Source organism: Carnobacterium gallinarum DSM 4847 (assembly GCF_000744375.1).
Lineage (GTDB): Bacteria > Bacillota > Bacilli > Lactobacillales > Carnobacteriaceae > Carnobacterium > Carnobacterium gallinarum.
This window is the reverse complement of sequence record NZ_JQLU01000005.1, coordinates 1,749,498-1,762,740: the sequence shown is the minus strand read 5'-3', so window position 1 is coordinate 1,762,740 and position 13,243 is coordinate 1,749,498. Positions and strand designations below refer to the sequence as shown.

Sequence of the window (13,243 nt, the reverse complement as noted above, 5' to 3'; positions counted from 1 at the left end):
ATTACCTTGTGGATTCAAAAAATAAAAGAGGCGGATTTCCTAAAAGTTAGCACGTATTTGATCAAATGGCTACTTTATGGAAGTGTCGTAGGTGCCTTAACTGGGGCTTTATCTACTCTTTTTTTAAACAGCTTAGCCACAGTTACCGAATTACGCATAAATTATACGTTCTTGCTTTATTTTCTACCTGTCGCTGGCGCATTGATTAGTTATTCTTATTTAAAATTTGGGAAAAATGCAGTTCGTGGCAACAACTTAGTGATTGAGCAGGCAAATGGAGGGACAGAACGGGTTCCCTTTCGCTTGATTCCTTTGACATTAATTGGAACACTTGCCACTCATTTATTCGGTGGCTCCGCTGGTCGTGAAGGAACTGCTGTGCAGATGGGAGGAGCTACCGCTGACTTTGTAGGACGACTGTTTAAAATCAATCAAAAAGAACGGCGCATCTTAATTATTTGTGGTATGAGTGCTGGTTTTAGTTCAGTATTTGGCACACCAATTGCTGGTACATTATTCGCTTTAGAAGTTTTAGCCTTAGGAATTTTTCGTGAAGAAGCACTCTTTCCTAGCCTATGGGCTGCACTTGTTGCAAACTGGATGGCGATTTATCTTGGTGCTACCCATACTCATTATTCAATGGGAAACATACCTACTACAACGGTTACTCTTGTAATTAAATTAATGTTTGCAGCTATTTTATTCGGATTAACTGGACGTTTATTCAGTCGATTAACAGATTATCTTAAAAACAAATGGAAAGAATGGTTTCCAAATCCTGTTTTAAAAAGTTTTTTAGGTGGTTCTTTTATTATTGTATTGGTTTTGCTCCTTGGAACTAGAGATTATTTAGGATTAAGTTTACCTTTACTGCAACAGGCTTTTTCAGGAGATTCTGCGCCCTATGCCTTTATTTTAAAGTTACTCTTTACCTCTGTGACCTTAAGTACCGGCTTTCAAGGTGGCGAAGTCACTCCATTATTTGTGATGGGAGCTACATTAGGGAGTACTTTAGCACCGATTCTAGGAATATCCATTCCTTTTTTAGCAGGTCTAGGTTTTATCGGTGTTTTTGCTGGAGCTACAAATACACCAATCGCTTGTTTTATTATGGGATTAGAACTATTCGGGACAGATGCTTTGCCTTATTTATTTCTAATCTGTGTTATCAGCTATCTATTTTCTGGAAATTCTGGCATCTATGAATCACAATTGATTCATATCAAAAAGGCCACATTATTTGAAATGAATGAATGATTAATTACTAAAATACCAGTTAAGGTTTCTTTATTACAGAAACCTTAACTGGTATTTTTGCTATTTATCCTTTGAATTATGGCGGTTTTTTGGCATTGTATACAATTGCTACATCCTTTTCTTTCACAATTAAAAATCTATACATTCCATCTTATTTAACTAGATTTGAATCAAGTTAATTTTGCTTATCTTTATAAAAGGATGCTTTATTTTTGATTAAAACTTAGCTTTTCCAAAAAAAGCTTAAAAAGTTAGTCTGTTTATCTAACTTTTTAAGCTTTGCTATTTTTAATATTTAAATATACAAGAACGGAACTTCTGGACGGTTATGAATCAGCCATTCTCTTAATGACATTTCTTTATAATGCTCATCTTCATAATCAATCGATGCATGTTCCTTCATACAAACTTCCATATAGGCAGATGCAGTTTCAGTAAAAATATTTTCTTTGTTATGACGCATTTCACTAATAATATGAGTCTCATGATCTTCTTCAATACCTAATAAATGACAAGTATCTTCCCATTCATTATCTTCAATTAAATTCAGCATGATTTCAATAAAACATTTTAATTGCATCTGGCTCATAATTCATTTCCCCAATCTTTTAATATCAACGAAAAATAAAATAACTATACTAACTAATTTATTTAAACTATCCCTTTTTTAATATCTAAGTAATTCTTATATAATAAGCTTTGAAAAACTTTTACATTAATTACGATAACATAAAAATAACAAAATTAAAAACAATAACGAATGATATATTCTGTATATTTTATCAAAAATTTGCATTAAAATTAAAAAAAATAAGAAAGCTTTATCTTATAAGACTAAAGGTCCATATAAATCTTGATGATTTTCATGTATAATAATAAGATAAACAGTTAACTTACTAACCGATTGTCATTAGAAACGGGGATTTATATATGCAGCTTTACTTAGTACTCACCGCTACTAGTAGCCTTTTATCCAAAACCATTAAATTATATACTAAAGCCAGTTATAACCATGCCTCCATCGCCTTAACACCAAACCTTGATGACTTATCTAGTTTTGGACGTAAAGAGATGCATAACCCTTTTATTGGAGGTTTTGTAACTGAAGATATTTCGCATGAGTTTTTCTTAAATGCTCGCTGTACGATTTATTCTTGTGAGCTTAGCTTTGAAGAATATCATCAAATTAAAGAACAATTGGATTATTTCCATCAAAATAAAGAACAATTACGCTATAACTTACTAGGACTTATCGCATTAGCTGTAAAGATTGACTACCAACGGAATCATGCCTTCTTTTGTTCAGAATTTATCGCAACGATTCTCACTGATAGTGGTGTTTATCAATTTAGTAAAAAACCCCATATGGTTACACCGCAGGATTTACAAAATCTAAAAATCTTTACACATATATACACAGGCACTATTTCAAATTACTTACTTCAGATTCAAAAGGTTAAAAAACCGCTTATTTATGAATATGCCTAACTACTAATAGACCTAAATCAATCAGGACGCTGATCCCTGACTGATTTAGGTTTTCTTTTATTTTAGTTAAAAATTCCCTTCAATAGGTTTAGGAATTCGCCCTAAAATCGATTGCTTTGGAGTTAAACCATGCTGATAAACAACTAATCCATTCTCGGTTAACGAACAGCTATTGTACCCTGTTCGGTCGGTAAATACCGACTCATCTGAAAATTCATCAACACCAAAAGAAATCGCCTCTGTCATATATTGATTTTTCCCTCCATAGCTTGCAGTTGTCCCTTGATGAATATGCCCTACAAAAATCCCAAGAATATCACTATTAGCAATTATTTCGGTAAATCCAGCTGGTGTTTCTGTTGCGATACCTGCTTCTTCCCAAGCCAAAGGATGATGCAACAAAAGCAGTGTCCCTTTTTCCGCTGGAACACTTAACCAGTCTTTTAATTGTTCCATCTGTTGAATAGAGATTTTCCCTTCATGGTGCAAATCTTGCGCCGTATCTAAGCTAATAATTCGTAAGCCTTTGAATTCATTAAGGGCAATATAATCATTTTGTTCATTCGTTGCCACTCCCATCCCATCTGCAAATACGTCTCTTCGATCATGGTTACCACGACAGAAAAAATAAGGCGTGTCAGGCAAATAGTCTTGCCAGATACTTTTGAACAAGTCATAATCTTCTTTTGCTCCTTCATGAACCAAATCTCCCGTAATTAAAACAAAGTCGATTTTTTCTGCAGCTACTTTCTGCAAAACATTTTTTAAATAAATAACAGGATTACGATCCTCACTGAATAATTGGTTCATTAACTTATTCTGTTGATAATCATTCATAATATGGGTGTCCGAAAGGTGTAGAAATCTCATTTATTGTTTCTCCTTCCTCTAATTGAGCTGGATAGCCTATATTTAACTGTGTTTCTGTTGAAAAAAAATGCAATTTTTCTTGTTTGATTTGCAAATAAACGTTGTCGCCTATTTTCCATTTAGAGGTCTCACTTAAAACTGTCACCTCTAGCGAATCCACTAAAACCGTAAGAGCATAATTTTGTCCCAGCAATTCAGAGTATTTAATCTCCCCTTTTAAATCTCCCTGAGAAACCGATACCTGCAAATGTTCTGGTCGAATCCCTAGCAACACTTCATTAGTTGAAGATTGTTGCTGAAGAAATAATTGCCACTTCTCACTCAAGATTACTCGTTGATTGGCTACTTTTATGCCACCATTTTCATAAGCTCCTCTTAATAAATTCATTCCAGGTGAGCCAATAAAGGCAGCTGTAAAAGCATTATTGGGGCGATTATAGACATTCTCCGGTGTATCAACCATTTGGATATGCCCTTCATTTAATAACACAATTCGATGAGCTAAAGTCATAGCTTCGATTTGATCGTGGGTAACATAAACAAAGGTCTGCTGGTATTTTTCATGAATCTTAACTAACTCCTTACGAGCATCTAATCTTAAGCGAACATCTAGATTTGAAAGTGGCTCATCTAACAGAAAGTAATCCGTACGTTTCACTACTGCTCGTGCTAATGCCGTTCTTTGTCGTTGTCCACCAGACAAATCTTTCGGAAGGCGATTCTTAAAAGGTACTAATCCTAGCATCTCTAAAGATTCCTCTAAACGATGCTGAATCTCTTTTTTGGGAACTTTATTGGCTTTCAAAGCAAAGACAATATTTTCAGCAACCGTCATATGAGGATACAAAGCATAATTTTGAAACACCATCGCAATATCTCTTGCACCACTTTCAAGATGATTGGCTTTTTTACCATCTAATTGTAAATCACCAGAAGTAATGTCCTCCAAGCCTGCAATCATTCTTAATAAAGTTGATTTTCCTGAACCAGAAGGACCTAGTAAAACAATTCGTTCTCCCGCTTCAATAGTTAAATTAATTTCATGTAAAATTGGATTTTCTCCATATTGTTTAGAAAGATTTTTTAATGCAATTGTTTTCCCCATAACTGCCTCCTACTTGCTTCTATTTAATTCCCGTGGAGATAAACGTTCCGATAATATATTTCTGGAATAGTGTATACAATAGTAACGGAACAATCATAGTAATTAAGCTGATCGACATCGCTACAGTAAAATTCGTTCCACCTTCTGAGCTAATATACGTTTGCATCGCTAAAGGCAACGTATATCTTTCAGTCGATTTTAAAATAAGCACTGGCCAGACAAATTCATTCCATGATGTAATAAAAAACCAGATGCCTGTTGATGTAATCGCATGACGGGAAAGTGGAAACACAATTTTTCGCATAATGGTCCATTGGCTAATATTGTCAATCTCCGCTACTTCCAATAAACTAACTGGAATTCCTCGCATGGTTTGAGTTAGTAGAAAAATCCCCATCGCATCTGCAAGCTGTGGCAAAATCACACCCCATGAAGTATCAATCAGATTCAATTGAGCAATCAGCAAATAATTAGGAATCATCGATGCCGTAAAGGGAATAAATAACGTACTAATAATTAAAAAGTAGATTGTTTTTTTACCTTTGATTCGATAATACGTAAAACTATATGCTGCAAAAAACGCAATAATAAGCTTGACTACAGTTATAACCGTAGCAACAAAAAAAGTATTCCAAGTAATCTCTAAAAGTGGCAAATTTTTAAATAAATACGTGAAATTGTCTAGCGTAAAATTTTGTGGAATTAAGTTTAAAATCGTATTATAGGCTTCCTTCAATGGTTTAAAGGAATTAGAAATAATAAATAAAATCGGATAAAGTATGCCTAAAGTAATTATGAAGAATAGAAGATGAACCAGTCGTTGCTTGCTAGTTTTCATAATAGACTCCTTTTTCAATAAACTTAAAGATCAAAACTAACATGAGAATAAAGAGAATTAAGGTTAGGACGGAAATTGCAGAAGATTCACCAACTTTATACATTTCAAAGGCTTTTTGGTATGTGTAATAAATAATATTTGAACTGCCATTATTTGGTCCACCTTTTGTAATAATTTTAATTGGCGTAAACACATATTGCAGTCCTTGAACAACGGTTAAAATCAAGACATAAATCCCTGTCGAGCTACTCATCGGCAACACGATTTTCAAAAATATTTTCCATGTTGGAACCTTATCCAACTTTGCTGAATCGATAATTTCTCGATCAATTCCTACAATCGCTGAATAAAGAACGATAAAGTTATACCCAAAAACTTTCCAGGTAGTAATCCAAGAAATTACTGCAATAACCCAACCATTTAAATTCATCCACATTGGCATTGTTAAACCGATACTTTTTGCAATAATCGCAATTGGACCTGAAACAGGATTTAAGATCCAAGTAAAAACCATTGAGACAATCACTAAAGAAATTACCGCTGGGACAAAGAAAATTGGTTTGTAAACTTCCTTCATTTTGACAATCACAACATCCATTAAAAATGCCACTATATAGGGAAATAAACAGCTAAATAGGATAAAAAAGATGGTGTAGATTAATGTGTTGCCAAGAACTTTATGAAATACAGGATCTGTCAAAACTTTTTGATAATTCCCAATTCCTACGAATTTCTTAACAGGCGCTACCATATTCCAATCAAAAAAACTCAGATAAACGGTATAGAGTAATGGATATAGTACAAATAATGTTAGAATTGTTAAGGAGGGAAGCAAGTAAATGTAACCTAAATGTCGTTGAAACATTTTTTTCATCTAACAATCTCCTTTATAAAGTAAAAGCACATAGGAATAGTCCCTTTTGTGCTTTTACTTGACTAAGTTTTACTCATTATTTCAGTAAATCATTGATTTCCTTTTGTGTTTGTTCCATAATTTTACTTGCATCTTCGCCAGAAAGAATTTTGTCCCGCATATCTAATAATTTTTGTTCAGCTTCTAAGCCAGCACTTCCAGGGAATGCTGCCCAGTTCACCATGCCATTCATTTGTTCAATCGCAGGGGTCATCATTTTATTCTCTTCTAAGAATTGTTTCAATCCCTTCTCTGATTCTGCTACATCTTTTCTTGGTGGGACATATCCCGTTCCTTTTGTCCATTTTGCTAAAGATTCAACGCTATACAGATATTTTAGAAAATCCCAAGTGGCTGCTCTTTTCTCTTTATCTGTCGACGTCACAGCTAACATCGCTCCACCAGCAGGCAACTTGGCTTCTTTGCCTTTCCAAGTCGGTGATTTAATAGCTGTCACGTTAAACTTAACATTACTTTGAACATTATTTCGTTGTGCAATTGTTGTATACAGCATTGCTACATTTCCATCAATAAAACTTTGAATTCCTTGTTCCCAAGTCGTATGCAATGCCGACTGATCTTTAACAACCATCTCTTGATAGTTTTGATACGCCGCAATCCCTTCTTTAGAGGCAAAAGCCGCCTTACCATCTTTAATGAATTGGGCTCCATTGCTTTCTAATAGTGCTTGTGTTGCCCAGCTGTCAGCGGGTTCTTGGATATATATTCCATATTTATTGGTTTTTTCTTTTAGGATTTTAGAAAATTCTTTCACTTCTTCCCAGGTCTTAGGTCCATTTTCATCAAGTCCTGCTGCTTTTAACAAATCTTTATTTATATATAACACGGGATTACTAATTGAATAAGGGATACCGACATATTTGTTATCTTTTTTAGCTAAATTCATAATATTATCTAAAAAATTCTCTTTAAAATAATTCGCATTTTTAGGATCGACTTCCTTCACTAAATCTGCCGGATCAGTGTATTTGAAATTTCCAGAGAAATAATCTTTAAATGCCCATCCGACTTGCACAACATCAGGAATTGTATTAGAGGCAACTGAAGCTTGTAAGTTTTGCATTAACCCTTTGTACATATCTGGATTGAATTTTGCAACAACTTTGACTTTATTTTGAGAGTTATTGTATCCCTCAACTAGCTCGTTAACCGTTTTACCTCCTTGCGTATCGGCGTTCACATGCCAGTATTCAATTGTAACTGGCTTATTCTTCTCTGTTGAACCACTTGAACTGTTGGAATTCGTTGTACTGGAGCTTGTTGTACTAGAGCTTGTTGCTCCACAAGCAGATAATCCAACGACACCCAATGTTGCGATCAATCCAAAAAGCCATTTTTTCTTTTTCATCCCTAACCTCCATGTTTTTTTTGTTAAACATCATTGACTTGTTTTATAGACAGGTCTCTTTGAGTATAAAGAAAGACTATTAATTTGCTGAAAATAAAAAGTAAAGTTTGTATCTTTTATGTAATTTTGTATTTAGCTTTGATTGATAACCGTAACTTGAATTTTTTGACTCTATAATAAAAAAAATACAGATAGTCACTATTCGCTTATCTTTAAAAGTTAATCCTTTTATTTTAAAATCCAAATCAACTATGGTATCATTGAGCCAATTCAAGGATTAATTTACTTAATTTCATCAAACAAATTTTTTTTAGCGTTTCATCACTTCCACTCAGAAAGGTTGATTCATTATGATTTTCCCATCTATTCATTTAAAAAATTCAATTAGCACGCTAATTCTTTTAAGCATTGGTTTCTTATTGCTTTCTTTTGACCCTTTTCCTCCTCTTACTATGTTTGCCATTTTTATTGCTGGGATGATTGGCGTTAAAGTATTAGGTTTACATTACCGAGATATTTTCTTAAACGTTGAAAAAAAACAGATAAAATGGGGATTTCTTGCCTATTTTGCTAGCTTTATCTTAGCTGCGGCTAGTGCCTTTCTACTCACCGCTCTTAAGGTTCCTACTAGTGGAAACCCAATTACGGATGAATTCACAGGTGATTTTCTCACAATAATTCTGCGTTTACTGACAACGTTGCCTCAGCTTCTTGGTGAAGAATTATTAACTATTTTACCGTTTCTAATGCTCCTACGTTTACTAACAAGCTACTCTATCTCTGAGAAAAAGGCTGGTATTCTTGCATTGATCGTCACTAGTATCGGCTTTGGTTTACTGCATTTGCCAACGTATAACTGGAATTTACTCCAATGCTTACTTATTATTTCCCTAGCAAGAATTCCCTTTACACTAGTTTATATGAAAACCAAGAATATTTATATTTCTTGGCTATCTCACGTTTTATACGACTGGACTGTTTTTATTGTTGCTATTTTGACTGCTTTGGTGATGCACTAAATCGTTTAACTCAAATAAAAAAATCCAATTGGTTTATAAATCAACCAATCGGATTTTTTATCGTTTTATTTCCAGTTAAGAGGAATAATCGTTTCACCTGAAAATTTAAACGTTCCATCAATTTTCTCATTATCATGGCTTGCATCCCAGCTATAATGCAATTCTGTAACACTTGGATCTAGATTATTCCAGGTCATTACACCATCTTCAATTGTAAAGTTCGTATCACTTGAACTATATTCTACTGCTGCATCTTCAAATTGTTTTGATAAAATAATCGGATCAACTAATTGATACTGAGTCATGCTCTTTTTCATAGAAATTGCTTGAGCTTCTCTAGGTTCTTCAATAATATTAAAATATGTCAAATTTTCTAAGTTATCTACAGTAGAAAGATCAACAATTGGTCTTAGCGCTTTATCTATACTGCCATATTCACTTTCATAATCAGTACGAGCTGATATTCTTATATAAACATCTTTTAAATTTGTCATATTTTTCAAGAAATCAATTGAATACATCGGTCCACTATATTCTCTGAATTTTTCTACTTTGGTCAAATTTTCTAAAGGACGATAATCCACTGCAAAAGTTGCTTCAGAATCAAAAGATGTACTATTTACTGCATATTGAAATCCATCTAAACTATACGTTTCCATTTCCAGACTAACGTCACCAGTTATTTCAGCTAATTTTTCTTTTTCAATTAATCCATAATTTTCATATAATTCACTTTTATTTACTTTTGCTATATGTGATAATACATCTCTTACATCAGCATTTGGAATATAGGCATACGGTGTTTCATCCCGGTTTGGATATCCACTCCAATATTCTGCTGATGCATTCCCTCCATTAACAAACAACATCCCTGTTGCGACAATTACCAAACTTAATACTTTTGTCATTTTTTTCATCAAATCACTCCTCCAATATATACTGATTATTTCATTTTAAGACTCTGCTACGATCTTAATCTTAACTATATTCCTCCTTGATTTATAATTTACTAAATATTTAGATAGATTTACTTAGTAATTTTAGTATATAATAAGCACACTAACAATTCTAATAAGTAATTAACATTTTATCTATCATGTTTCGTAATAAATTGCTCAGAGGGGAAGAATTTATTTGGCATTAAAATGGCTTCAAACTTTTATCACTGCTGCTAAGTACAGTAACTACAGCATCACTGCAGAAAAACTATATATGGCTCAACCAACTGTTAGTTTACATATAAAAAATTTAGAAAAAGCTTTAAATACAAAACTATTTGAAAAAAACGGACGGAATATTGAATTAACCTCTGGTGGGAAAATATTCTTGCTTACTGCTGAAAAAATGATGGAAGAATTTAATCAAGGATTGGAGAATATCAGTCATTTTGATCAGATTTTTAATACTACATATTCTTGTGCAACAGCACCTTCTATCGCTATTAATATGATGCCTAAATTTTGTCAGTACTTATTTCAATACCATCCTAAAATTGATTTAACCATTGATGTTATAAAATCAATTGAAATTGAACGTGAAATTTTAGTAAATAAAATAGATTTTGGTTTATCTCGAATTAAACCTAAAAGTAAAAATATGACGTACAAAAAAATTTTAGAAGATCGAATTGTACTAGTCGTTTCAAATACGTCTAAATTCTCTAATATATCTTTTCAATCATTAGTCAATAATCATCGGATGCTAACTAATGAACTTCCTTACTACACGGAAGAAATCATTCCTTGTATTCAAGATCATTATCCACAACTTTCAACAATGAAGTTAGCTCACAGTGAAGTCATTAAAAGCTTTCTTTTACAAGGAATTGGCTTTGCCTTTCTGCCACATAGTTCTATCCATGAAGAATTAGAATTAGGTTTATTGAAAATAATTGAATCGACTCCTATCTCAGATTTTTTAGTTTCAACTATTTATTTCTGTTATAAAAAAAATAACCATACTTTAATTGAACTGGAAACAATTATGAAACAATTTATAACTAGTGCTAAACTAACAATGAACTAAATTTTTTCAGTCAATACAGATAGTCTATGGACTAACTTCTCATAAAAATAAATCCTCTATTCTGCAAATAACTTTCAGAATAGAGGATTTATTCCCACTAAATTAATTTGAATTCGATCAAGCTTTCTCCTGTGGCAATGATGGTTTCTTTCCCTAATTTTGGTTGCCAGCTTAGTTCTGATTTAGCTTTATGATTCGTGTGTTGAAATTTTCGATTTAGCATGGGTGTTAAGGCACCTAATGCAGGATTTACTTTTGCAGCAACTTTCAACACAATATTAGGAATCGTCAACAGTGAAACCTTTTTTCCATCCTCTCCCATGTTATCATGTAAAATCCCAGCAATTTCTTTCATAGATAAATTTTCACTCTCAGCAATATATCGTTGTCCATTTGCTTTATCATTTTCCATCGCCAAAATATGCAAATCAGCTAAATCTCGTACATCTACTATTTCAAAATCAATCTTAGCACTTGGTGTTCCACCCTTTAGTAACGTTTGGACAAATTGAACAGAACCTGTATGACTTTTATCTAATAATGGACCAAAAATAGCTCCTGGAAGAATCGTTGTTAAGCTAGTTTGTTCTTGCGTTTTGACCAACGCCCATGCCGCTTGCTCTGCAATTACCTTTGAACGGCGATATGCATTTAACTCAGGATTCATTGGATCTGTCCAAAAGGTTTCATCAACTGCCTTATCTGTAACTTTTTTCAAAGGGGTCGCTGCTGCTAAGGAAGAGGTCATGACAATTTTTTTTACTTTTGCTTGAAGAGCTGCAGTAACTACATGGATAGTGCCATTCTTGGCAGTCTCAATAATACTAGATTCATTTGGATCTGTTGAGCCTAATGGTGAAGCAATATGCAGTACATAGTCTATACCTTCCATAGCTTCTTCCCAACCTTGACTATTATTTAAATCAGCAATAGCAAATGAAAGCCCTGCGATTGGGGCTCCACTCCTTGTTAACATTGATTTTATATTGTCGGCTTTATTTTCTGACCGTATGGTTGCTCTAACCTCATAACTTTTTTCCAATAATTTTTTAATCGTCCAACTAGCGACAAATCCTGTTCCACCAGTTACTAATACTTTAGTCATTTATTTTCCTCTTCTCTTTTTTTACTATCATACTCTCATTTAAAAACAAAGTAAACAAAAATGGTTTATTTTGTCTATTTTGACTATTTGATTGATTTAAGTTATTCTATTAAGAAGGGGTGAAATAAATGACTATAGATGAAAAAAAGAAAAATGAAATGCTAGCTACTATTAATGACTTTGTAGTCAAAGAAGGCTTTGACAAGCTAACTATGGATAAAATTTCTACAATTATGGGCGTAAGTCGTGCAAAACTTTATCAGTATTTCCCTTCAAAAGAAGATGTCATTAAAGGCGTTACTTTTCGTTATATAGATTTTATGCAACACCAACTCCCACGCTATCACCAGAAAAATGAAGCAACTTTACTGACTTTTCCAGATAACTTCTTTAATATGATTTTACTAATTGGAGCTAGTACAGATATTTTTAGAACCGATTTAAAGAAAAACTATCCAGAATTGTATCGTGTCATGTTAGAAAATTATTCACTCTGGAACAATGAGATTCTTGACTATTTTAATTATGGAAAAAAACAAGGCTACTTTGCAGATCATTTAAATCCACAACTTTTTCTATTTCAATTGGAAACTATTTTGCCAAAATTAATGGATTCTCAACTTTTAATGGAGTTTCGTTTATTCCCTGAAGATGTCTTAAAAGACTATTATCAAATGATTTTACCTGAGGTTATTCATCAAGATCATTTACCACAAATTCGTGAAATAAATGTATCTGCTACGATTCATTTTATTCTGACTAAATTTCAGCGTGCATTTTAGTCAAAGTCTCTAGGTCTTATTCTTTGTAGTACTTCTTAAAATAAGGTATGATTATTTTTATTTCAAAGGAGCGAAACAAATGACCTTATTATCGATTATTTTAGCTTTAATTGTCGCTATCGAACACTTTTATATCCTTTACTTAGAGATGTTTCAAAGTAACTCTGATAAAGCATCTAAAGCTTTTGGTGTAGAACGCGAATTTTTGAAAGATGTTCGTGTTCAGACTTTATTTAAAAACCAAGGACTGTACAATGGATTTTTGGCAGCCGGGATCCTTTATGGATTGTTCTTAGCAAGCAACCCCATTGAAACGGTTACTCTCTTTATCATTTTTGTCCTTATTGCAGCAATTTATGGTGGTTTGACAAGTTCAAAATCGATTCTCTTAAAACAAGGATTACCAGCATTTTTGGCGCTATTATCCATTCTTATTTTAGGATAATAGACTCATTAAGCTTAAAAATCCCCT

General features: G+C 33.2%; 14 protein-coding genes. 6 read left to right on the top strand and 8 right to left on the bottom strand.

What is annotated here, in order from left to right; all coding sequences use genetic code 11:
• Nucleotides 1-6 precede the first annotated feature (6 nt).
• Entirely contained in the window at nt 7-1,257 is a 1,251-nt protein-coding gene (locus tag BR43_RS12985; RefSeq protein ID WP_245617864.1) for a voltage-gated chloride channel family protein, read from the top strand.
• Nucleotides 1,258-1,552: 295 nt separating this feature from the next.
• On the opposite strand, the gene BR43_RS12980 is transcribed toward BR43_RS12985, so the two are convergent.
• Nucleotides 1,553-1,846, bottom strand: coding sequence for a hypothetical protein (locus BR43_RS12980; protein WP_034562617.1), 294 nt, complete (start codon nt 1,844-1,846; stop codon nt 1,553-1,555).
• Nucleotides 1,847-2,187: 341 nt separating this feature from the next.
• On the opposite strand from BR43_RS12980, the gene BR43_RS12975 reads away from it, so the two are divergent.
• Nucleotides 2,188-2,745, top strand: coding sequence for a hypothetical protein (locus BR43_RS12975; RefSeq protein ID WP_034562614.1), 558 nt, complete (start codon nt 2,188-2,190; stop codon nt 2,743-2,745).
• 66 nt (nt 2,746-2,811) lie between these two features.
• Here BR43_RS12975 and BR43_RS12970 read toward each other — a convergent pair whose 3' ends face one another.
• The 5 genes from BR43_RS12970 to BR43_RS12950 all read right to left on the bottom strand — a co-directional run bounded on the left by BR43_RS12970 (nt 2,812) and on the right by BR43_RS12950 (nt 7,840).
• Nucleotides 2,812-3,615 carry a metallophosphoesterase family protein gene (locus tag BR43_RS12970; protein ID WP_034562611.1) on the bottom strand — a complete coding sequence of 268 codons (804 nt, stop codon included), beginning with the start codon at nt 3,613-3,615 and terminating at the stop codon, nt 2,812-2,814.
• Nucleotides 3,575-4,720, bottom strand: coding sequence for an ABC transporter ATP-binding protein (locus BR43_RS12965; protein ID WP_034562609.1), 1,146 nt, complete (start codon nt 4,718-4,720; stop codon nt 3,575-3,577). The genes BR43_RS12970 and BR43_RS12965 overlap by 41 nt, the downstream gene beginning before the upstream one ends.
• 19 nt (nt 4,721-4,739) lie before the next feature.
• Nucleotides 4,740-5,558: a carbohydrate ABC transporter permease gene (locus tag BR43_RS12960; protein ID WP_034562606.1), complete on the bottom strand. Its 819-nt coding sequence runs from the start codon at nt 5,556-5,558 to the stop codon at nt 4,740-4,742.
• Nucleotides 5,548-6,432 carry a carbohydrate ABC transporter permease gene (locus BR43_RS12955; protein WP_342668050.1) on the bottom strand — a complete coding sequence of 295 codons (885 nt, stop codon included), beginning with the start codon at nt 6,430-6,432 and terminating at the stop codon, nt 5,548-5,550. The genes BR43_RS12960 and BR43_RS12955 overlap by 11 nt, the downstream gene beginning before the upstream one ends.
• Before the next feature lie 76 nt (nt 6,433-6,508).
• Nucleotides 6,509-7,840 (bottom strand): ABC transporter substrate-binding protein, encoded by a 1,332-nt coding sequence (locus BR43_RS12950; RefSeq protein WP_034562604.1) that lies wholly within the window; start codon nt 7,838-7,840, stop codon nt 6,509-6,511.
• A 452-nt stretch (nt 7,841-8,292) separates the two neighbouring features.
• On the opposite strand from BR43_RS12950, the gene BR43_RS19240 reads away from it, so the two are divergent.
• Nucleotides 8,293-8,859: a CPBP family intramembrane glutamic endopeptidase gene (locus BR43_RS19240; RefSeq protein ID WP_169741059.1), complete on the top strand. Its 567-nt coding sequence runs from the start codon at nt 8,293-8,295 to the stop codon at nt 8,857-8,859.
• Nucleotides 8,860-8,924: 65 nt separating this feature from the next.
• Here BR43_RS19240 and BR43_RS12940 read toward each other — a convergent pair whose 3' ends face one another.
• A complete protein-coding gene (locus BR43_RS12940) occupies nt 8,925-9,776 on the bottom strand; it encodes a hypothetical protein (RefSeq protein ID WP_034562602.1) in 852 nt (283 codons plus the stop codon).
• Between the two features lie 217 nt (nt 9,777-9,993).
• Between BR43_RS12940 and BR43_RS12935 the strand changes: the two genes are divergently transcribed.
• Nucleotides 9,994-10,884, top strand: coding sequence for a LysR family transcriptional regulator (locus BR43_RS12935; protein ID WP_034562600.1), 891 nt, complete (start codon nt 9,994-9,996; stop codon nt 10,882-10,884).
• A gap of 97 nt (nt 10,885-10,981) precedes the next feature.
• On the opposite strand, the gene BR43_RS12930 is transcribed toward BR43_RS12935, so the two are convergent.
• Nucleotides 10,982-11,989 (bottom strand): NAD-dependent epimerase/dehydratase family protein, encoded by a 1,008-nt coding sequence (locus BR43_RS12930; protein ID WP_034562598.1) that lies wholly within the window; start codon nt 11,987-11,989, stop codon nt 10,982-10,984.
• A 128-nt stretch (nt 11,990-12,117) separates the two neighbouring features.
• Here BR43_RS12930 and BR43_RS12925 point away from each other — a divergent pair, with 128 nt between their 5' ends.
• Entirely contained in the window at nt 12,118-12,771 is a 654-nt protein-coding gene (locus BR43_RS12925; RefSeq protein ID WP_034562597.1) for a TetR/AcrR family transcriptional regulator, read from the top strand.
• 79 nt (nt 12,772-12,850) lie between these two features.
• A complete protein-coding gene (locus BR43_RS12920; protein ID WP_034562594.1) occupies nt 12,851-13,216 on the top strand; it encodes a DUF1304 domain-containing protein in 366 nt (121 codons plus the stop codon).
• Nucleotides 13,217-13,243: the final 27 nt, after the last annotated feature.

What these genes read in the sequence shown, in the direction of transcription:
- BR43_RS12920 (WP_034562594.1), top strand. Translation starts at nt 12,851, where the DNA reads ATGACCTTATTATCGATTATTTTAGCTTTAATTGTCGCTATCGAACAC.
- BR43_RS12925 (WP_034562597.1), top strand. Translation starts at nt 12,118, where the DNA reads ATGACTATAGATGAAAAAAAGAAAAATGAAATGCTAGCTACTATTAAT.
- BR43_RS12950 (WP_034562604.1), bottom strand. Translation starts at nt 7,840, where the DNA reads ATGAAAAAGAAAAAATGGCTTTTTGGATTGATCGCAACATTGGGTGTC.
- BR43_RS12980 (WP_034562617.1), bottom strand. Translation starts at nt 1,846, where the DNA reads ATGAGCCAGATGCAATTAAAATGTTTTATTGAAATCATGCTGAATTTA.
- BR43_RS19240 (WP_169741059.1), top strand. Translation starts at nt 8,293, where the DNA reads ATGTTTGCCATTTTTATTGCTGGGATGATTGGCGTTAAAGTATTAGGT.
- BR43_RS12930 (WP_034562598.1), bottom strand. Translation starts at nt 11,989, where the DNA reads ATGACTAAAGTATTAGTAACTGGTGGAACAGGATTTGTCGCTAGTTGG.
- BR43_RS12975 (WP_034562614.1), top strand. Translation starts at nt 2,188, where the DNA reads ATGCAGCTTTACTTAGTACTCACCGCTACTAGTAGCCTTTTATCCAAA.
- BR43_RS12955 (WP_342668050.1), bottom strand. Translation starts at nt 6,432, where the DNA reads ATGAAAAAAATGTTTCAACGACATTTAGGTTACATTTACTTGCTTCCC.
- BR43_RS12960 (WP_034562606.1), bottom strand. Translation starts at nt 5,558, where the DNA reads ATGAAAACTAGCAAGCAACGACTGGTTCATCTTCTATTCTTCATAATT.
- BR43_RS12965 (WP_034562609.1), bottom strand. Translation starts at nt 4,720, where the DNA reads ATGGGGAAAACAATTGCATTAAAAAATCTTTCTAAACAATATGGAGAA.
- BR43_RS12970 (WP_034562611.1), bottom strand. Translation starts at nt 3,615, where the DNA reads ATGAGATTTCTACACCTTTCGGACACCCATATTATGAATGATTATCAA.
- BR43_RS12940 (WP_034562602.1), bottom strand. Translation starts at nt 9,776, where the DNA reads ATGAAAAAAATGACAAAAGTATTAAGTTTGGTAATTGTCGCAACAGGG.